Origin of the sequence: Paenimyroides tangerinum, from assembly GCF_003865405.1 — a bacterium.
GTDB classification, from domain to species: Bacteria; Bacteroidota; Bacteroidia; order Flavobacteriales; family Flavobacteriaceae; genus Flavobacterium; species Flavobacterium tangerinum.
In genome coordinates this window covers 59,984-79,891 of record NZ_RQVQ01000015.1, presented here as the reverse complement: position 1 = coordinate 79,891, position 19,908 = coordinate 59,984, and the positions used below count along the sequence as shown (strand labels likewise).

The following is a 19,908-nucleotide window of genomic DNA, read 5'->3' as shown; positions in this document are numbered from 1 at the left end:
AAAAAATTAAAAATGAAAACAACAAGTAACTTCTTCAAAACAACTACTGTATTAGCAATCGCTCTAATATTCGGATTCAGCGCAAATGCTCAAGAAAAAGTAAAAACAAATAAATTATCAGTTGAAGTTGGTGAGTTCTATAGCTTAAAGTTAAGCAATGATAACGCAACAATTTTATTAGATAGCGAAGCAAAATTTGCAAACGGAAGTGAATCAACTCCTATTACAATGACTATTTTCTCTTCTAAAAAATATGCAGTTAGCGCTAAAGTTTCTTCAGCTCAATTCAGCGGAACAGCAGCTAACACAACAGTTGATACAGATAATATCGATTTAATTGTTGAAAAAACGAGCGGTAACGAAGAAGCTACGATTTCTACTAGAACAAACAACAGTTTAAAACATACAACAGCTGAACAAATCGTTTCTTCTACTGTTGCTACAAAAGCGGATGTTTATAGTTTAGTTTATGCAATTCCAGCAAATAATACTTCGGCTTTCTTAGATCAATACGGAAAAACGATTACTACTGAAATTACTTATACTTTATTACCTCTTTAATAAAAACATTGTAGTTCAAATTCTACATGCAATATAAAACTGATACTACAAAGCCTATTTGAATATCAACGTTTCTTTGTCATGTAAAATTAGAACAAGATTTTACAAAAAAAGAATTATAAAAAAACCAAAAAATGAAAACACAGAATTTAACATTTAAGAATGTATCTTTAATCGCCATTTGTTCACTAATTAGTTTAAATACTTTTGCAAAATCTGCATCTGAAAACAAAAACTATGAAATCAATACTTTAGAACACAACGGACACGGGAATGGATACGGATATGGACATGAAAACGGAAACAATGGTAATGGAAACGGAAACAATGGTAATGAAAACGGAAACAATGGTAATGGAAACGGAAACAATGGTAATGTAAACGGAAACAATGGTAACGGAAACGGAAACAATGGTAATGTAGAAAATACTGAATCTGGAAACACAGGAAATACTGATTCTGGAAACACAGGAAATACCGAATCTGGAAACACAGGAAATACTAATTCTGGAAACACAGGAAACACACAGCCGTCAACAAACAAAACCAGTGGTTCAAGTACTTTAAATGTAATTGTTGGTGAATTTTATAGCATAAATTTAAGTAATGAAAATGCAACTATTTCATTAGATAACGAAGATAAATTTAAAAACGGTAGTGAATCAACACCGATTACAATGACAATCTTTTCATCTAAAAAATACGCTGTGAATGCGCAAGTTTCAAGCGAAAATTTCAATGGTGTTTCTGAAAACACAACTGTAAAAACAAATAATATTGATTTGATAGTTGCAAAAACAAATGGAAATCAAGCTGCAGTAATTTCTACTAGAACTACTAAAAGTTTAAAACATGCAAATCCAGAACAAATCGTTTCATCGACTAGCGCAACTAAATCAGACATTTATAGCTTGACTTATGCGATTCCTGCTGCAAATACAGCTGCGTTCTTAGATCAATATGGAAAAACAATTAGTACGCAAATTACTTACACGTTATTACCTCTGTAATTTTCATGAAAACTAGAAAAAAAAAGAAAAACATGAGTAAAATCATGTTTTTTTTTTGAACAAAATTCTATCTTTATAGAAAATAACAAATAAAAATGATAAGATACATATTCCTTATAATTCTTACTTTTATTGGATTTTCAAGTAAAGCTCAAGAATCAGCGACATCGACGTTATCTATTCAAATAAATAATGTACAATCTATTCGAATTAACGAACAACAACAAAATGTTGAGATTTCAATTAACACAATTGAAGACTTTCAAAACGGAAAATCAAGCAACAAAAGCGATCATATAGAGGTTATGAGTAATGGAAAATATGAAATACGAGTTGTAGCAAACGGACATTTATTAAAAGGAGATTCAAAAATAGATATCGATCAAATCAAATTAACTCCTACCTTTGGTACAAAAGGTCGAAGTACGAATGATATTAATTTTTTTGCTGTTGACCTTTCATTAGAAAATAACAAAATTATTACTTCTACAAAAGGAGATATAATTCGATCATTTAACATGAATTATCACTTAAAAGGAAGTGATCAATTGATGAATTCAGAATCAGGAAACTATAATACAACAATAACATATACAATTATTGCACTTTAAAATGCGTTTTTATAAATTAATCATATTCATTTTTTTACTTTTAGGTTTAGATTCAATTGCTCAACCGGGAATTGGCTCTGCAAAAGCGTTGATTAAAATTGAATTTGAAGATGTTTATGGTTTAAATATTAATCATCCTGAGGTGAATTTAGATATTAATACTATCGAAAAATTTACTCAAGGAACACAAACAAATTGGTTAAATTCGCACCTAGTAATTACAGGAATAAAAAGTTTCGAAATCAGCATCAAAACTATTCAATCTAATTTTGTTAGTAATAATCTAGAAACCAATGTTGCTGTCTCTAACATAAATGTGAATGCAAGAATAAATTCTAAAACAAATTCAATTTATTTAAGCGATGCTTCACAGATTTTGATAAGAGAAAACAGCGGTTCAATGATTAATTATATTGATGTTAATTATAAGATTCCTCCTGAAAATACTTTTGCATTTATAAATAGTCCAACAAATACTTTTGAAACTTTAATTGTTTACACTCTAATTCCAAATTAAATGAATAAATTTTTATCTTTTTTTGCTTCTATCCTAACTTACACAACTTTTGCTCAAGCTGGACTAACGGTTTCTCCAGGAAAATTATATTTCTATGATAACAACAACCTTCCGCAAACACAAAAAGTTAGTATAACCAATCCAACTAATAAAATTTTAGAAATTGGTGTTTCAATAAATGATTGGAATTATGACAAAATTGGTTCAAATCATATTGCAGATTTTAATACTTTAGAAGAATCGTGCTCTACTTGGATTCAAATATTACCTAACACTTTTTTTACAATTGAACCAAATTCTACTAAAGATGTTGAAGTTGTGTTAACAAATCCAAATAATACAAACCCAAATAATCCGGTACATACAAGTATGTTGTTTTTTACACAATTAAATCCAGGAGATTCTGTTGATGAAAAAGGTGCTTCTATTAAAGTAACTGTGAGAATGGGTGTGAAAGTATATCATGCAAAACAAGAAACAGAAGGCGAAATTGCAATTGTAGATTTTAGACCAAAAAAAGATGAAAAAAACAATAAATCTGTTGAATTAGAATTTTCTAATTCTGGAAAAATCTGGACAGAAGGAAAAATCATTTGGTCTATTTTTAATTATAAAACAGGTAAAACAACTGAACTTTCTGAAGAAGAATTCTATACTTTACCAAAAGATACTCGAATTGTTACAAAAGCATTAGATCCAAATCTTACTGCTGGACAATACACTATTTCTGCTCAAATATTATACGGAAAAAACGAAACAATTCAGCTTGCTGAGATGGATTTTGAAATATGAGATCAATAATATTTTCTCTGGTTTTATTTTTTTGTGCAAGTATTAATTTATTTGCACAAGAAATTCAATTTGATTCTTATACCAATTGGATTCCGCAATTTAATAATTACGGAGAATTGATGTCTGGACAAACGAAAAGTGACCAAATAAATATTTCTGTAAGAATTTATAATCAAATACAGCCAATTACAAAATGGAAAATCACGGCTCGTTTAGTTGATGATTATAAATACAATAATTATTCTATTCCGGCTGAATTTGGTTTGCTAAAATTCAAAAGAGAAAATGTTCAAGGTTCTGGTTCAAATGTTCCAATAGCAGGTCCTTCAGGCTTTTTACCATTATCGAAATATCAAGAACAAACGCTGATAAGTAGCGAAACGGTTCCTTTACAAAACGGCTTTGTTAGAACTTTTGTATTTGATTTTCAAATGAGAGGCGGAAATCATTTATTAACCATTCCAAATGGCGAATACAAGAGCAGTTATATTATCAATCTTTACAAAATTGAAAACGGTACAGAAATACTTCTAAAAAGTATAAGTAACGCAAATATGTTTGCTGGTGCGCATATCAATCACAATGCAAATCATGGCGATCAATCCATTTTATTAGAAAACGGTAGTAACTTATTTCATTTTAAATTTAATAATGTTAACGATTTAGCTACTGGAAAAACCATCAGAAAAAACGCTGCACTTCGTGTAAAAACTTATAATGGTCATGAACTAATTGTAAAAGCGGCTAACCAAGAAATGCAATCAAATAGCACAAATCATACGTTGCCCGTTTCAATTATTCAACTCAATCTAGAACTCAATCAATATTCTGGCGGAAATAGTTCTGAGGCCAGTCTTTTGAGAATAAACTCACCTATTCAACTTCAAGGTTGGGATCAAGTTATAGCAACTTTTCCGCAATGGAGTCGTGAAATTGTTTTTAATCTTTCGCTAACAATTCCAGGAAATTTACCTGAATTTGATGGTGCTAAAGGTGTTTACGAAACTTATATTTATTTTGTTATTGTTCCAAGATAGCATGTTCAAAAAACTTTTTTTAGCATTTATTTTTTTCCTAAACTTCATAAATCTTTATTCTCAAAATAAAGAAAATCCTTTAATTATAAAATTTGAGAACGATACAATTGTTGTAAAAAAAACAAAAATCATTCAAACATCTTTATATATTAAAAATAATGGAAATGAAATTATTTCGGGTGAATTAGAAATTAGTTCTACAAATGATGATATTACTTTGCTTAAAAAAATCAAACAAAACATCAAATTAGAACCAAACGATTTTATTTATATTCCTGTAAAAGCGCAATTAAAACCAAAAACATTTAGCTCAGAAATTCTGGTTGAAGCCGTATTAAAGACAGCCGATAAAACATTTAATGAAAATTTAATTATCCTTCCAGAAAAACTAAGAAATGTAAATTTTCGATTAATTAATCAACATCTTACTTTTTTTCATGTAAATGATTCGATTAGTTTAAATTTTGATATTTCGAATAATGGAAATACAGATCAACTTGTAAATCTTGTAATTAAATATCCGTACGGTTTTTCAAAAAACGAATTTGAAACCATCGAAATTAGCACAAAAGCTTTTCAAGATACAACAATACATATTCAAAAGTTCATAAATAAGCAAATGCTTAAAAAAGAAGATTTTGAAATTCATGCTGCTTTATATTATAAATCTGGAGATTATATCAACTCCTTCCCTATTTATGTTAATTCGGTTAAGCAAAATCGAACGTTTAGAGATCTAAATATTGATGAGCATAGATATCAAGAAAACGAAATCAGATTAAGTAATTCGTATAATACTTCATCAAATCAAAATAATTTAAATTTAGGTATCAATGCCAATATAAAAATTTCAGAAAGTGAACGTGTTCGTTTGAATTCTCAAATGGAATATTGGGATGATTCTCAAAACTTTTTTCTTCGAAATACAATCCTTGGTTACAAAAACAAAAGCTTCGAAACTAATATCGGAAATTTGTACCAACAAGGAGAAATCATGATTAATGGAATTGGTGGTGAAGTAAAATATAAATTAACTGATTCCTTGGATATCGAAATTGGATTTATTGACAAAACCTATTCGGTTATGGAGACATTCAAGAATTCGAAAGGATATTCTGGTTGGGCTGCATTTAATACAATCAAACAGAATAATGCTAGGACACGTACTTTTTTTAATTATGATTTTGATAACAACAGCGGCATAAACAAATACATTTTATATCATTCTCAAGAATTTATCGCAAACAAAAATTTGAAATTTGTTTACCAACAAGGTTTGAGTACCATGGTAGATAATCAAAACGTTGCTACAGGTATTTTGGGTGGAATTTCTGGTTTTTATTCGTCAGATAATTGGTCTTATTTTGGAAATCATATTATCAGTTCAAATCAATATGCAGGTATGCGAAGAGGTGTGATTCAACTAAACGAAAGTGTTCAATATAAATACAAAAATCATAATTTTTCTCTTTTTTACAATTACAACGAATTGAGTCCAGAAAGTTTTAACAAGTTTGAAATGTTCTATAATAATCAGATCAATCAGAATTTAAATCTTGGGTATCGATTTAGCAATCGTTATTTTAATTTTTTTCTTGCACCAACTTATAATTCAGAAAAGAGAACAAATGCGTATTTTTCTGAAATCAGTTTGTTTAAAAAAGTTGGAGTTAACACCATTTTTCAAATCAATAATTTCAACAAAAATCTGATTATTAATACAACATTCGATGCTGGAAAAATTCTTTCATTAAATTTAGATCAACCATATAGTTATAAAATTGGACTAGGTGTTAAATACAAACAATTCAATTTAACATCGCAATATCAATACAATTACGCATCGATTAACGAATTAAACAATCCAAATCAATTAAATTCTACATACGAAAGTTTAAATACAAATTTGATGTACACATTGAATGCGTTTAACAATCGACTAGAATTTTCGACTTTCATCAACTATTCTCTAAATAATAATTTAGCAAATATAATCGTGTTAAACAATTCATTTAGATTTGAAATCAATCAAAATTTTAGAGTTTTTCTTAGTTCAAACTATAATAAATATTTAGACGGATTACAATATTCAAATTTAAATTTACAAGCGGGTTTAATTAAAAATTTTGACCCAAGTAAAACCAAAACAGAAAAAGCAAATTTAACGGTTCATGTAAAATATAATGAAAAAAATAAAACCAGTTCAAATGCTTCTAACAAAATTGTTTTCATAAATAACAAACCATTCTTAACCGATGCTGGCGGAAAAGTAAGATACAAAAAAATACCTTTAGGAACTTATGAAATTCGTTTACAAAACGATAATGAATGGTTATCAGATATGATTGTACTTAAAGTAGATTCGGATACAGAACAAGAAATATTTTTCAATAAAACTACAACTGTTAGCGGTAATCTTAACTTTGAAGAAACAAAAAATTCATTTGATATCAAAAAAGACAAAGGTGCATTTAGAATTGATTTAACAAATGCAGACGGCAAAGTTTACAAAACATATACAGACGATTCAGGTCGATATATGATTTATGTTCCAGAAGGAATTTATACCATTAGCATTTTTAATCATTTACCAAGTGCACAAACAGAAGTTGTTGAAAATAACATTGAAATCACAACCGAAATCGATAAACCAATTACATTAGATTTTATCATTAAAATAAAAGAAAAAAAATCAGAAGTAAAAAAATTCAATTCTGTGAAATTCTAAAAACATAAAACTGCTTTAATTCAAAAGCAGTTTTTTTATGAAAATAGAAATCAAAAAAAACAATTAACACTGAATAACAATAAGTTAACATTTACTTCAGATATATTTTGAGTATAAAAAAACTGGAAATCATAGATATTAAAGCTTTTACAAATCACGTAACATTAAGTTTACATAAGCTTTAAACACAATTTACATTCTCCTAACTTTAAAGTAACAAGTAAAGAGGAGTTTTGCAGAAGTAAATAACAAGATATGAAAAATTCTTTTTGCTTCATTTTAATGCTTGGTACGATACTTACATCGTGTAGTAAAAAAGACAATGCCATTAAGATGAAAGGTTCGGATACCGAAGTAAATTTAGCTATAAATTTAGCAGAAAAATTTACCGAACTTGATGATGAGTTTAGTATTTCAATTTCAGGCGGTGGTTCTGGTTTAGGAATAACTTCTTTATTAAACGGTCAAGCCGATATTGCTAATTCTTCTCGACCACTTTCCGATGATGAAATCCAACAATTCAAAGATAAGAACATTGAATTAAAAACGGTGATTTTTGCAGAAGATGCAACAGCCTTTGTAGTTCATAAAGATTTACCACTAGAAGAAATCGATTTAGAAACACTTGGTAAAATTTTGAGTGGTGAAATCACAAATTGGAACGAAATTATTGACCTTGATTTACCAATTAATATCTACGGTCGTCAATCAAGCTCAGGAACGCATTCTTTTGTAAAGAAAAAACTAAAAATCGAGTTTACTCAAGCTGCTAAAGAAATGACCGGAAATGCCCAAATCATTGAAGGTGTAAAAGCAGATAAATCTGGAATTGGTTATGTTGGGGCTGGTTATGTTGCTCACGATCCAAATGCTAATACAAAAATTAGAATTGTGAATATCAAAGAAAAACCAGATTCAATTGCATATTCTCCAATCGATACAGAAACAATTAATAAAAGTCTATATTTCTTTCAACGCCCTTTATATCAGTTTGTTTTAGCAGATTCTTGGCACAAAGTAAAACCGTTTATTGATTTTGAAGAAAGTAAATTAGGAAAGAAAATGATTGAAGAACACGGTTATTATATAATTGAAAAATAATGAATTATAAATCTAGAATTACATTAGACATCGTATTCAAAGTAGTTTTTAAAGCTACAGGATATTTGGTTTTGGCTTTACTTGGTGGAATTTTCGCCATGTTGATTTACAATTCAATCTCCTTCTTTTTAGATGTAAAACCATGGGATTTTTTCACAGGAATGGAATGGGCTCCAACAGCAAAATCTCCAAAATATGGAATGTTACCTTTAATCGTTAGTACAACATTGGTAACTTTTGGAGCAATGCTTATTGCTATTCCGTTGGGAGTTGGAACAGCATCTTATATTGCGATTTATGCAAAACCAAGAGTTAAAAACATACTAAAACCTACGATTGAAATGCTTGCCGCTATTCCATCTGTTGTAATTGGATTCTTAGGTATTGTATTTTTAAGCCCAGGAATTGCAGATTTAGCAGATTTACCAAACGGATTAAATGCATTAAACGGAGCGATTCTTTTAGCAATTATGGCGCTTCCAACAATCATCACGGTTGCTGAAGATGCAATTCATGCTGTACCAAACGCATACAAAGAAGCTAGTTATGGTGTCGGTGCAAATCGTTGGCAAACGCTTCGAAAAGTTATTATACCTGCTGCAGCTCCCGGAGTTATAACCGCAATTATGTTAGGAGTCGGTCGTGCAATTGGTGAAACGATGACGGTTTTAATGGTAACAGGAAATGCAGCTTTAATGCCAACTGGTATGTTTGATTCTGTAAAAACAATGACTGCAACAATTGCAATTGAAATGGGAGAAGTTCCATACGAAACCACACATTATTATGCACTTTACGCTATAGCAACTGTTTTATTCTTTATGACTTTGTTTGCTAATATCGTTGGAGAGTTTTTTATTAACCGATTCAGAAAATATCATGCAGTTTAAAACGAATAAATTATCTAGCGTTATTGAATGGGGATCTCTTTTACTAAGTACTGCAATTGTTTGTTTCTTTATTGCGGTTATTATTTGGGAAATTTTCTCTAAAGGATTTAGCGTTTTATCTTGGGAATTTACTACTATGGTTCCTAAAGAAGGAATGACTTCAGGAGGAATTTTAACTCCGATTATTGGAACTGTTTTATTAACCTTAATCACTTCTGCTTTTGCAGTTCCTTTCGGAATTTGTTGTGCAATTTATCTAAACGAATATGCTGAAAACACTTGGGTAACAAGAACCATTCGTGCGGCAATACGTAATTTATCTGGAGTTCCTTCAATTATTTACGGATTATTTGGTTTAGCACTTTTTGTTCAAGCTTTAAATTTTGGAACATCGTTAGTTGCTGCAGGTTTGACATTAGGATTATTATCACTACCGTATATCATCACAACTACAGAAGAAGCTTTAAAACGTATTCCAAATAGTACAAGAGAAGCAGCTTTAGCAGTTGGAGCAACTAAATTTGAGACCATTAAAGACGTTGTTATTCCATCTGCAATGTCAGGAATTTTAACAGGAGTTGTATTAACGCTTTCAAGAGCCGCAGGAGAAACTGCTCCCATTTTATTTACTGGAGCTGCATTTTATATCAATGGTTCATCAGGTTATGTAAACCAAGAATTTATGGCTTTACCTTACCATTTATATATGTTATCTACGCAACATCAATCGATAGATCAAGTAAAACCAATTGCTTATGGTACGGCATTAGTTCTTGTAATTGTTGTGTTCTTATTAAACCTTACCGCATTTTATATTCGTTATAAATACAGAAAAGATGAAAACTAAACTATCAGCACAAAATTTAAATATAAGCTTCGGCACTAAACAAGTTTTAAAAAATGTAAATGTTTCGTTTAACGAAAATGAAATTACAGCTTTAATTGGTCCGTCTGGATGTGGAAAAAGTACACTTCTTAGAAGCTTTAATCGCATGCACGATTTATCGCCAGATGCGAATATCAATGGAACTATTATGTTAGATGATTTGAATATTTATTCTAAAAACATTCCGGTTACCGAAATCAGAAAACGTATTGGAATGGTTTTTCAAAAGGCAAATCCATTTCCAAAAAGCATTCAAGAAAACATCACTTACGGATTAAAAATCAACAATCTTCCTCATGGAAAAGATGTAATTGAAAAAGCACTTCAAGAAGCGTATTTATGGGATGAAGTTAAGAATGATTTAAAAATGCCTGCAACGCGTTTATCTGGTGGTCAACAACAACGTTTATGCATTGCACGTGCAGTTGCCTTACGTCCAGAAGTTATTTTAATGGACGAACCTTGTTCTGCCTTAGATCCTGTAAGTACATTAAAAATTGAAGAATTAATCAAACATCTTAAAAAGAAATATACCATTGCAATTGTTACTCATAACATGCAACAAGCGCAACGTGTGGCGGACAAAACCATTTTTATGTATTTAGGTGAAGTTATGGAAGAAGGTCCAACGGATCAGATTTTCAATAATCCGAAAAACGAAATCACAACAAATTACATCAACGGTTATTTCGGATAAATTGCTAAACATTTCATTCTAAACAATATATTTCTTAAATTCACGTTTATGAAAAAAAAGTATTGTTATGAAAAAATATGTATTTGTTTTATTTGGAGTTCTGATTTGTTCAAGTTCATTTGCTCAAAAAAAAACGATTAAAGAATTAAAATCCTATAAAGATACCAAACCGAAAGAAGAAGTTGTTGTCGATTTTTTTATAAACACATCAAATTTCACCATCTATGCATTGAGCACAGATAAAGAGTTGAGAGATGTTGAAAAAACAGCGGCACAATTTGGAATTGAATTAAAAATTCGTGAAGTGATTAAATCAAATAAAATTCATGAAGTTTTTTTCGAAATCAAAAACGGAAACGAAACTTTTGTAGAGCATTTTCAAAACGGAAATATTGCTTTGAATAAAATTGATATTGAATTTTATAAAAATGGCAATCCAAGCGTAAGTGCTGAAGAACAAAAAGCAAAACTAATTATTAAAAAAGACCGGAATAAAAAAGAAAATGGAAATGTAGAACGTGTTCTATTTTCTCAATAAACACAAATCCTTCAAGAAATTCTTGAAGGATTTGTGTTTTAAAGTTTTTTAGTTTCCTTTAATCAATATGAAAAACACTAAAAGTATATTCAAATTTATATGTAAAAACAATTGGATTCCCTTTAATCTTAGCAGGTATCCATTTTTCTTTTAATTGCATTACAGAAAACTTAATATCTTCATGTAAATATTCACTATTTGGGATTTTAGATTGAATTTCAACATTAGATAACTTTCCCTTTGTATCGATATCAAAATTGATGGTAACTTTAATATCTGTATTTATAGTTGACCAATCTAAATATCCTCTTAAATATTTACTCAATTTTTCATCAAAGGCATTTTTTCCACCTGGAAATTGAGGTTGAGAAAAACTGTTCGTAGAAACATAACCCATTTCAAAATTTTCAAAAAAATCATTTGGTATAAAAAGAAACTCGTAATAGGCTGCTACTTTTTTCCCTTTAACTTCTGCAGCTTGCCAATTCTTCAAGCTCCCAAGTGCTTTACCAGCCAACTCAAAAGCACATTTGTTTTTTTCAATATTCTTTTCGTTAGATTTTCTTTTAATCAGAAAAGGTTGTCCGTTTTCATCTATTTTCAAAGTAATCCAAACGTATTCATTTTTCTTACAAGGAGATAAATTATTTTCTACCAAAAAATGCTGCATTTCAGCAAACATTTCAACTTCTCCGTTTTTATAAGGCGATTGACCTTCTGGAAATTCACTCAAAATAGTTTGAGCAGAAACGTTGTAGCAACATAACAATAGAATAAATAATACAATTTTTTTCATTTTCTAAATATCAATAAAGTTTGATAAACATTAGTTTACCCAAAGAATTTTATCAAACAAAAATAAAAAAACTAATCTTCAAACTACCATTTATAAAGGTTTTGTTAAAAAATAAATATTGAAAACTACAAAAATAGTTGTATAACTAAAAAAATAGTTTATATTTGTAATAACAAAATCAAACAGTTACAATAAAAATGGAAAAATTAACCAATAAAGAAGAAGAAATTATGCAGGTTTTATGGCAACTAGAAAAAGCGTTTGTCAACGATATTCTAGAAAAAATGCCAGAGCCAAAACCGCATTATAACACACTTTCAACAATTGTTCGTTTGTTAGAAGAAAAAGGATTTGTGGGACATAAAAGTTATGGAAAATCACATCAATATTTTCCAGTAATAAGTTTAGAAAGTTATCGAAACGTTTTTGTAAAAGATTCGATGAAAAAGTATTTTGGCAATTCGGTTTCTAATTTAGTCAACTATTTTGTAAAAGACGAAAAGTTAAGTGAAGATGAAATCAAAGAATTATTAGAGATTATAGAGAAAAATAAAAAATGATTTTATGGAACAAATCCTGATTTATCTACTTAAAGTAAATGGTTTGTTGATTTTCTTTTGGATATTTTACAAACTATTACTTCAGAAAGAAACCTTTTACACATTCAATCGGTTTTATTTCTTGGGTTCGACTTTATTGTCGTTTGTGTTTCCGTTGATTTATTTTACAAAAATAAAAGAGATAATTGTTCCTGCTTCTAATTTACAGATTGTTGAAAATAAATCAGTTTTTTTGATTGAAAGACCAGAAATCATAGATTTGAAATGGTACGAAACAATTGATTGGTTTTTGGTAATTGTAATTCTGATTGCGATAATTTCAGTGATAAAAGTTGGAATTCGAATTTTTAAAATTGTACAATTAACAAATTCTATTCAAAAATTAGAAAAACATCCAACAGAAAAAAACATCCGAATTACTGAAAGTGAAACGCATGTTTATTCGTTTTACAAATGGATTATTTTACCAAAGAAGCTATTAAAAAGTGAAAATTGTTCCGTTTTGATTCAGCATGAAAAAGTGCATATAAAACAAAAACACACGTTTGATTTAGTTAGTTTGAGTTTCATTAGCGATTTCTTTTGGTTCAATCCAATCATTAAACTCATTAGAAAAGATATAAATCTAAATCTTGAATTTATGGTTGATGACGAAATCACAAAACAAGAAAATAGTTATTCGTATCAAAAAACATTATTGAATTTCAATCAAAATCAAACACAAAATATATTAACAAATGCTTTTAATTCTTCGGATTTAAAACAACGTATCTTGATGTTAAACACTCAAAAATCCAAAAATATGAAAAAATTAAAAATCGCATTAACAGCACCTATTCTATTAGCTTTCTTTGGATTATTCCAAATTGAAACTGTTGCACAAGTCAAAACAGATAAACAAGAAAATGATTTTGGAGATAATAAACTGATATTAGAAACACTTCAAAAAGATATTAAACGCATTCAAGAAGATAAAAAATTATTCAACGAAATAGTTGAGAAATATAAAACTACTGTTGACGGTAAAGAAATTTCAAAACAAGAATTAAAAGAATATGATAATACTAAAATAAAATCAGTCGCAGTTGATTTTAGTGATGCTGAAAAAGACACACAAGTCAATTTTATAACTACTGGAGAAGAAGAAGTTAGATCATTTACTTTTGGATACCAACAACAAGATATGGAAATAAAAGTAAATTTTGATGGCGAATTTGTTGATGTAAAAGATTTACAAAATGCATTTAAATTTGAAAATGATGATAATATTGACAAAAAATATGACAAAATATACATCAATGGTAAAGAATCGACTGAAAAAGAATTAGAACATTTTTATGGAAAAGAAAGACGAGCTTCTGTAAAAATAAAAGATCGTGTACTTTACGTTGAACCTGTTAAAGAGAATAAAATTTCATATAAATCAACAACTCAAAGCGAAAATGTTGTTTATATTTTGAATGACAAAGAAATCAATAGGGATGAATTTAAAAAAATATCCCCTAATGATATTGAAAGTATAACTGTAATAAAAGATAAAGAAGCAATTGCAAAATATGGCCAAAAAGCTAAAGATGGAATTCTATTGATTAAAACAAAAGATAATTCAACCGAAAAACAAAAAGCTTTAATAGAAGAAAAGAAAACGAAAATTGAATTACAAAAACTTGTAATAGAAGCACAAAAAACTGAAATGGAAAGAAAAAAAACTTTTTTTAAAGAAAATAGATCTTTACATATTGATAAGAGAAATGCTCTTGCAGAAAAAAGAAATGCTCTTGCTGAAAAAAGGAATATTCAATTAGAAAAGAATAAAGCTAAAATTGAAAATAAAAAATCAGAAATCGAAAGACTAAAACTTATCAGAGAAGAATACAAAGCTTTGGCTGAAGTGAAAAAAACAGTTGAGATACAAAATAAAACTACACAAGGAAGTTTTTAAATAAAAGCTAGTTATGGAACAAATCCTGATTTATCTACTTAAAGTAAATGGTTTGTTGATTTTCTTTTGGATATTTTACAAACTATTACTGCAGAAAGAAACATTTTACACATTCAATCGGTTTTATTTCTTGGGTTCGACCTTAATGTCGTTTGTGCTTCCGTTGATTTATTTTACAAAAATAAAAGAGATAATTGTTCCTGCTTCTAATTTTCAGATTGTTGAAAATAAATCAAATTTTTTGATTGAAAGACCAGAAATCATCGAATTGAAATGGTACGAAACGATTGATTGGTTATTGGTAATTGTAATTCTGATTGCGGTAATTTCAGTAATAAAAGTTGGTATTCGAATTTTTAAAATAGTACAATTAACAAATTCGATTCAAAAATTAGAAAAACATCCAACAGAAAAAATAATCAGAATTACTGAAAATGACGAACATGTTTATTCGTTTTACAAATGGATAATTTTACCAAAGAAATTGCTAAACAGTGAAAATTGTTCGGTTTTGATTCAGCATGAAAAAGTTCATATAAAACAAAAACACACGTTTGATTTAGTTAGTTTGAGTTTCATTAGCGATTTTTTTTGGTTCAATCCAATCATTAAATGGATAATAAAAGATGTAAATCTAAATCTTGAATTTTTAGTTGATGACGAAATCACAAAACAAGAAAATAGTTATTCGTATCAAAAAACGTTATTGAATTTCAATCAAAATCAAGAACAAAATATAATAACAAATGCTTTTAATTCTTCGGATTTAAAACAACGCATCTTAATGTTAAACACAAAAAAATCCAACCACATGAAAAAATTAAAAATCGCATTAACAGCTCCTGCTCTATTGGCATTCTTTGGATTATTCCAAATTGAAACTGTTGCACAAGTAAAAACTGAAGCTTCTAAAAAAGAAATTGAAGTTGAAGAAATTTATGAAGTTATTCCAACATTTGAAATTTATGAGGAAGTAGTTGCTCTAGAAACAAATGAATACGACAAAAACGATGAAAGTTTTTACATCATGATTCATAATGCTTATGATGATTCATATTATTCTGATATGACAAAAAATCTAAAAAAAGCTTATAATTTAGATGTTGAAGTTTCGGATTTAAAGCGAAATAAAAATGGTGAATTGACTTCGATAAAAATAACTTGTACTGATGAAAATCAAATTTTTAAAAGACAAATTAAACCAATTGGAGAAAATTCATTTGAGCCATTTAAGCTTCATGTTTATAAAGAAAACAACAAATATTATATTGAAAATTCATCAGCTACAACAAATGAAATTGCAAAAATTAAAGGAAAATTTAGTTTTGATTTAGAAAGTTCAAAAACAGATGAAATTACTCCAGTATTTAAAGGAAAATTTAGTTTTGATGAAGAAAATGAACAATCTAAAAATCAGTCATATAAAATAACTTCTGAAGCAGTTTTCAAAGAAACTAATGGAACAGATTTATTAGACCAAGCCATTGAATATTTTACAGCATCTTTAAATATTCCGTTTACACCTGGAAATTACGAAATGTTAAAAAATAAGAATATTGTATTTACTTTAGATGGAAAAGAAATTACAGATCTTTCTAAAATAGACAAAAATAATATTGAATGGTGTTCCTATCAAAAAGGTGAATTTGCAATAAGTACTTATGGTGAAAAAGCTAAAAATGGAGCTTTTAATATTACAACAAAAAAGAAAACCTCAAAAAAACAAAATTCAACTAAAGAAAATCAGAATGCTTTAATTGAAAAAGAAAAAAACTTTGAAATGTTAAGTTCAATTTTCAATAATACAAAAGAAATTAAAAAAGTTGTAGAAAATGACGATTTAAAAATTACATCCATTTCAGCTTCGTTAACGCAAGAAGATGGAACAAAAATTACAATGTCAGAGAACTATTAAAATCTAAAATCCCTTCTATTAAGAAGGGATTTTCTTGTTGAAAAAGCATTCTAAATAATAAAAAGTTCATTAAAAACGTTTTAGAAATAAAACCTTTTATGATAAATCGAAAAAAACATATATTTTTCCTGATATTAATCGCTTTGTTGGTTCAAAGTTGTGCCATGTTTTCTAAAAAAAGATTCAGAAAAGATAGTGAATATTTAACCGAAAACAACATCAAAAAATTAAGCGGAAATTACACCTTTCATCCTGTAAAAAGAATATCAAATTCTGGAAGTAAAAAACCAAATGATACAATCCCAGATTCTTTAGTAAAAAATAATGCCTATGATTTCATGTTAAATATGGATTATAAATCCAGTAAAAAATTTGATTCCATTAGAAATAGTAAAAATGATTATACTTTAAATTTAGAACTCGAAAATCCGAATCGATTACGCATCAAAATTCTTGAAAACACAAACGTAATTAAAGACACTTTTCTATCAGGAAAATACAGAAAAGGCATGTTTTATTTAGATAATAAATATTTGAAATGTCATGGAGTACCGTATCTTTTTGGAGGCTGTTCGAACAATAAAAGACGTATTGGCTTAACCAAAAATGGAAATCTATTAATTAATGAAGCAGTAAGTAATGATGGTGCCTTTTTGATAATTTTTGCTGCAGGTTATAGCTATAATTCTACTTATGAATACAAGCGAAAATAAGGTCGTTCGATTCATATTTACTTGAATTTTATTGGAATAAATATCCCGTCTTGAAATAACGATTACAAAAAAGTCTTCATAGAAGAATCAAGTAATTATGTAAAACGTATTAAACGGAATTACACATAAACTATAAAATCAATATTGTCAAGGAAATTGAATCTCTAGAATTGATTGTCAATTATACTCTTCGTAATTATAGCATTGAATCTAGAAGTACATTTTTATATTGGTTGAGAAAATTTGATAAATTTGATTAAGATAATCAGACACAATTTGAACATACCCAAATCATCAGAAAACCGAAATCTAGAATTATAAGCTAAAACAAAACTTCCAGAAAAGTAAAAATATAACCTGAAAATCAGAATTATATTTCTAATTTCAAGACCATTCTCTTCTCAAAAATGATTGATATAGCCGAAAAAGGAATTAAAATTGAGTGATTTTTTTTATTTAATTTATTATTGTTTTTCGATAATTTATTTATATTTGTCAATAATAAATTATTAACTAACGAAACATGAGAACAATACGAATACTTGATTTAATTATTACAATACTTTTTTATTCTATGTTAGGAATAGGAACAATATTTTTTGTTATTTACACCTTTTTTTTATTTGGCATTGATTTGGGAATAAAAACTACAACAACTTTTTCCTCTAAAAATGATGACTTATTATATTTGATTCTATTCTTTAATTTTATTTTTTACTCAACTTATACATATTCCATTTTTTTATTTAAACAAAATATTACCTCTTTCTTAAACTTCAACTTTTTTACAGATAGAGTAATAATAAATTTTAAAACAATGGGAATCATATATATTCTGGGAAATATAATTAATTCATTAATCATCCCTTTTTTTAAACAACATATAAAAATAGATTTTGGTTTTGATAATAACCTATTAAACTTTCCACTAAATGGTTTAATCATCGGATTATTCTTTCTTGTAATGAGCAAAGTATTTCAAATAGCCAAAAACCAAAAAAAAGAGAACATCGAACTGAAACAAGAAAACGAATTAACGATATAACTTATGAGAACATTAAAAATATTTGGTTGGTTATCACATTTCCTGTGGGCAAGTATGCTATTACTAACCATTTTCTTTGGAATATTGGTTTATAGTGAATTTACTTCTAGTTATAGTGAAACTTGGTTTATTGAATTTATGGGAAAAGAAATTCATAAAGATTCACAAAAAACATATTTACTTACATTTATGGTGCTTTGTTTAGGTATTTATGTACTGTATTTTTATGCAATCACCTTATTTAATTTATGTGTTAGAAAATTTGAAAAACGAATCTTTTTTGATTTATCAATTATAAAACGATTTAAAAAAATTGGAATCATTTTTATAACGAATTATATAGCTATTCTAATCCTCGGAAAAATATTCTCAATTCATTCGGCAAAAGATATTACCAATTCAACGGATTTTTCGAGTTCTGTCTTAGAAAAATTAGATTCACCATTAGGAAGTTTAATAATCGGATTTTTCTTTTTGGTATTGAGTCAAGTTTTTAAAGAAGCACTCAAACAAAAACAAGAAAACGAATTAACTATATAACTTATGAAAGATTTTAGAACCTTAAAAACTTACACAATCCTAATTGGTGTTTTAGTACTCGCAAATTGTATTTATTCATTTCTTGAAATACTAAACATTTGGAATGTAATTCAACTTGAATTTTCTGCATTCAGTTCTCTTAAATATCAATTCTATACACAAACAGATAAATTCATAGCAACAACTTATCAGTTGCTAAATATTGCTTTATTAATCCCTGTTTTTTTATTCTTTAAAATTTCAAATCAGTTCAAAAACGGAACAATATATAGTAATGAAATCATTAATTTATTAAAAAATATTTGTACCATTTTATACGTTTTAAGTGCCATAGCAATTCTAACGACAAGATTTGTAAAACCGTCTGAATTATACCAAACTCCAAATTATTGGTTTAATATTCATCCTCTATTCTTCATGTTTCTAGGAACTATTTTTAATGCATTTGCAGTAATTCTAAAAGAAGTTCTAAAACAAAAACAAGAAAACGAACTAACGATATAGCTTATGAAACTACTTAAAATATTATTATCAGCAAACTATTATTTCTTCATTATCTTTTTTAGCTTATTTTTTGTGTTTTTATGTTTCTTATGGTTTGATATTTTTCCAATATTTACGAACGCAATAAAAACAGACTTTGGAGAAGATTTTAATTATATGTTTTCAATCGAATTTTATTTTGCGATAATTGCTGTGCCGTTATATCTAATAATGCTAAAGAAAATGAGAACATTAGTAAATAATTTTACAAAAAGAGAATATTTTTCATTGACAAACTCGAAATACATTAAGCAGATTGGATATCTTTTTATTTCAATTTATATTATAGAGCAGGTTATTTGCGAATATATCTTACTATTCATAAACAACAACTATACAATCAACTTACTCACAGATATTAATATAATTGACGTTTTCTTAGCCACATTCTATAAATGTATGATAGGTTTACTTTTATTATGCATAGGCAAAGCTTTTGAATTAGGACTTCAACAAAAACAAGAAAACGAACTAACAATATAACTC

The 19,908-nt window shown here is 27.9% G+C and carries 21 protein-coding genes; 20 read left to right on the top strand and 1 reads right to left on the bottom strand.

The window, feature by feature from the left end; translation table 11 throughout:
- The 12 genes from EG240_RS08325 to EG240_RS08270 form a co-directional block, all read left to right on the top strand.
- Window positions 1-561: hypothetical protein (locus EG240_RS08325; RefSeq protein ID WP_203229299.1), on the top strand; the 561-nt coding region annotated here is incomplete at its 5' end.
- Window positions 562-695: 134 nt separating this feature from the next.
- On the top strand, window positions 696-1,571 hold the full coding sequence (locus EG240_RS08320; RefSeq protein ID WP_125018928.1) for a hypothetical protein: 876 nt from the start codon (window positions 696-698) through the stop codon (window positions 1,569-1,571).
- 95 nt (window positions 1,572-1,666) lie between these two features.
- Window positions 1,667-2,182: a hypothetical protein gene (locus tag EG240_RS08315; protein ID WP_125018927.1), complete on the top strand. Its 516-nt coding sequence runs from the start codon at window positions 1,667-1,669 to the stop codon at window positions 2,180-2,182.
- Window position 2,183: 1 nt separating this feature from the next.
- Window positions 2,184-2,699, top strand: a complete 516-nt coding sequence (locus tag EG240_RS08310; RefSeq protein ID WP_125018926.1) for a hypothetical protein — start codon at window positions 2,184-2,186, stop codon at window positions 2,697-2,699.
- Window positions 2,700-3,491, top strand: a complete 792-nt coding sequence (locus tag EG240_RS08305) for a fimbrial biogenesis chaperone (protein ID WP_125018925.1) — start codon at window positions 2,700-2,702, stop codon at window positions 3,489-3,491.
- On the top strand, window positions 3,488-4,528 hold the full coding sequence (locus EG240_RS08300; RefSeq protein ID WP_125018924.1) for a hypothetical protein: 1,041 nt from the start codon (window positions 3,488-3,490) through the stop codon (window positions 4,526-4,528). The genes EG240_RS08305 and EG240_RS08300 overlap by 4 nt, the downstream gene beginning before the upstream one ends.
- Window position 4,529: 1 nt before the next feature.
- Window positions 4,530-7,256 (top strand): hypothetical protein, encoded by a 2,727-nt coding sequence (locus EG240_RS08295; protein WP_125018923.1) that lies wholly within the window; start codon window positions 4,530-4,532, stop codon window positions 7,254-7,256.
- Window positions 7,257-7,511: 255 nt separating this feature from the next.
- Window positions 7,512-8,357 (top strand): PstS family phosphate ABC transporter substrate-binding protein, encoded by an 846-nt coding sequence (locus EG240_RS08290; protein ID WP_125018922.1) that lies wholly within the window; start codon window positions 7,512-7,514, stop codon window positions 8,355-8,357.
- Entirely contained in the window at window positions 8,357-9,247 is an 891-nt protein-coding gene (gene pstC, locus EG240_RS08285; RefSeq protein WP_125018921.1) for a phosphate ABC transporter permease subunit PstC, read from the top strand. The genes EG240_RS08290 and pstC overlap by 1 nt, the downstream gene beginning before the upstream one ends.
- Complete coding sequence (pstA, locus tag EG240_RS08280; protein ID WP_125018920.1) at window positions 9,237-10,094, top strand: phosphate ABC transporter permease PstA; 858 nt, start codon at window positions 9,237-9,239, stop codon at window positions 10,092-10,094. Before pstC ends, pstA begins: the two co-directional genes overlap by 11 nt.
- Window positions 10,084-10,830 carry a phosphate ABC transporter ATP-binding protein PstB gene (gene pstB / locus EG240_RS08275; protein WP_125018919.1) on the top strand — a complete coding sequence of 249 codons (747 nt, stop codon included), beginning with the start codon at window positions 10,084-10,086 and terminating at the stop codon, window positions 10,828-10,830. The genes pstA and pstB overlap by 11 nt, the downstream gene beginning before the upstream one ends.
- 67 nt (window positions 10,831-10,897) lie before the next feature.
- Window positions 10,898-11,368 (top strand): hypothetical protein, encoded by a 471-nt coding sequence (locus tag EG240_RS08270; RefSeq protein ID WP_125018918.1) that lies wholly within the window; start codon window positions 10,898-10,900, stop codon window positions 11,366-11,368.
- Between the two features lie 58 nt (window positions 11,369-11,426).
- Here EG240_RS08270 and EG240_RS08265 read toward each other — a convergent pair whose 3' ends face one another.
- The gene (locus EG240_RS08265) at window positions 11,427-12,164 is read right to left on the bottom strand and encodes an energy transducer TonB (protein WP_125018917.1); all 738 of its coding nucleotides are present in this window, start codon (window positions 12,162-12,164) and stop codon (window positions 11,427-11,429) included.
- Between the two features lie 197 nt (window positions 12,165-12,361).
- Here EG240_RS08265 and EG240_RS08260 point away from each other — a divergent pair, with 197 nt between their 5' ends.
- The 8 genes from EG240_RS08260 to EG240_RS16835 all read left to right on the top strand — a co-directional run bounded on the left by EG240_RS08260 (window position 12,362) and on the right by EG240_RS16835 (window position 19,905).
- A complete protein-coding gene (locus EG240_RS08260; protein ID WP_125018916.1) occupies window positions 12,362-12,724 on the top strand; it encodes a BlaI/MecI/CopY family transcriptional regulator in 363 nt (120 codons plus the stop codon).
- 4 nt (window positions 12,725-12,728) lie between these two features.
- On the top strand, window positions 12,729-14,666 hold the full coding sequence (locus EG240_RS08255) for a M56 family metallopeptidase (RefSeq protein WP_125018915.1): 1,938 nt from the start codon (window positions 12,729-12,731) through the stop codon (window positions 14,664-14,666).
- Window positions 14,667-14,679: 13 nt separating this feature from the next.
- The gene (locus tag EG240_RS08250) at window positions 14,680-16,581 is read left to right on the top strand and encodes a M56 family metallopeptidase (RefSeq protein ID WP_125018914.1); all 1,902 of its coding nucleotides are present in this window, start codon (window positions 14,680-14,682) and stop codon (window positions 16,579-16,581) included.
- A gap of 164 nt (window positions 16,582-16,745) precedes the next feature.
- Window positions 16,746-17,294 (top strand): hypothetical protein, encoded by a 549-nt coding sequence (locus tag EG240_RS08245; RefSeq protein ID WP_125018913.1) that lies wholly within the window; start codon window positions 16,746-16,748, stop codon window positions 17,292-17,294.
- A 574-nt stretch (window positions 17,295-17,868) separates the two neighbouring features.
- The gene (locus EG240_RS08240) at window positions 17,869-18,339 is read left to right on the top strand and encodes a DUF2975 domain-containing protein (RefSeq protein WP_158612008.1); all 471 of its coding nucleotides are present in this window, start codon (window positions 17,869-17,871) and stop codon (window positions 18,337-18,339) included.
- Between the two features lie 3 nt (window positions 18,340-18,342).
- Window positions 18,343-18,879, top strand: coding sequence for a DUF2975 domain-containing protein (locus EG240_RS08235; RefSeq protein ID WP_125018911.1), 537 nt, complete (start codon window positions 18,343-18,345; stop codon window positions 18,877-18,879).
- A gap of 3 nt (window positions 18,880-18,882) precedes the next feature.
- Window positions 18,883-19,383 carry a DUF2975 domain-containing protein gene (locus tag EG240_RS08230; RefSeq protein ID WP_125018910.1) on the top strand — a complete coding sequence of 167 codons (501 nt, stop codon included), beginning with the start codon at window positions 18,883-18,885 and terminating at the stop codon, window positions 19,381-19,383.
- Between the two features lie 3 nt (window positions 19,384-19,386).
- Window positions 19,387-19,905 (top strand): DUF2975 domain-containing protein, encoded by a 519-nt coding sequence (locus EG240_RS16835; protein WP_125018909.1) that lies wholly within the window; start codon window positions 19,387-19,389, stop codon window positions 19,903-19,905.
- Window positions 19,906-19,908: the final 3 nt, after the last annotated feature.

Coding starts and splice junctions, on each gene's coding strand:
- EG240_RS08255 (WP_125018915.1), top strand. CDS start 12,729: ATGGAACAAATCCTGATTTATCTACTTAAAGTAAATGGTTTGTTGATT.
- EG240_RS08245 (WP_125018913.1), top strand. CDS start 16,746: ATGTTTTCTAAAAAAAGATTCAGAAAAGATAGTGAATATTTAACCGAA.
- pstC (WP_125018921.1), top strand. CDS start 8,357: ATGAATTATAAATCTAGAATTACATTAGACATCGTATTCAAAGTAGTT.
- EG240_RS08290 (WP_125018922.1), top strand. CDS start 7,512: ATGAAAAATTCTTTTTGCTTCATTTTAATGCTTGGTACGATACTTACA.
- EG240_RS08315 (WP_125018927.1), top strand. CDS start 1,667: ATGATAAGATACATATTCCTTATAATTCTTACTTTTATTGGATTTTCA.
- EG240_RS08265 (WP_125018917.1), bottom strand. CDS start 12,164: ATGAAAAAAATTGTATTATTTATTCTATTGTTATGTTGCTACAACGTT.
- EG240_RS08320 (WP_125018928.1), top strand. CDS start 696: ATGAAAACACAGAATTTAACATTTAAGAATGTATCTTTAATCGCCATT.
- EG240_RS16835 (WP_125018909.1), top strand. CDS start 19,387: ATGAAACTACTTAAAATATTATTATCAGCAAACTATTATTTCTTCATT.
- EG240_RS08235 (WP_125018911.1), top strand. CDS start 18,343: ATGAGAACATTAAAAATATTTGGTTGGTTATCACATTTCCTGTGGGCA.
- pstB (WP_125018919.1), top strand. CDS start 10,084: ATGAAAACTAAACTATCAGCACAAAATTTAAATATAAGCTTCGGCACT.
- EG240_RS08230 (WP_125018910.1), top strand. CDS start 18,883: ATGAAAGATTTTAGAACCTTAAAAACTTACACAATCCTAATTGGTGTT.
- pstA (WP_125018920.1), top strand. CDS start 9,237: ATGCAGTTTAAAACGAATAAATTATCTAGCGTTATTGAATGGGGATCT.
- EG240_RS08240 (WP_158612008.1), top strand. CDS start 17,869: ATGTTAGGAATAGGAACAATATTTTTTGTTATTTACACCTTTTTTTTA.
- EG240_RS08250 (WP_125018914.1), top strand. CDS start 14,680: ATGGAACAAATCCTGATTTATCTACTTAAAGTAAATGGTTTGTTGATT.
- EG240_RS08305 (WP_125018925.1), top strand. CDS start 2,700: ATGAATAAATTTTTATCTTTTTTTGCTTCTATCCTAACTTACACAACT.
- EG240_RS08260 (WP_125018916.1), top strand. CDS start 12,362: ATGGAAAAATTAACCAATAAAGAAGAAGAAATTATGCAGGTTTTATGG.
- EG240_RS08270 (WP_125018918.1), top strand. CDS start 10,898: ATGAAAAAATATGTATTTGTTTTATTTGGAGTTCTGATTTGTTCAAGT.
- EG240_RS08300 (WP_125018924.1), top strand. CDS start 3,488: ATGAGATCAATAATATTTTCTCTGGTTTTATTTTTTTGTGCAAGTATT.
- EG240_RS08295 (WP_125018923.1), top strand. CDS start 4,530: ATGTTCAAAAAACTTTTTTTAGCATTTATTTTTTTCCTAAACTTCATA.
- EG240_RS08310 (WP_125018926.1), top strand. CDS start 2,184: ATGCGTTTTTATAAATTAATCATATTCATTTTTTTACTTTTAGGTTTA.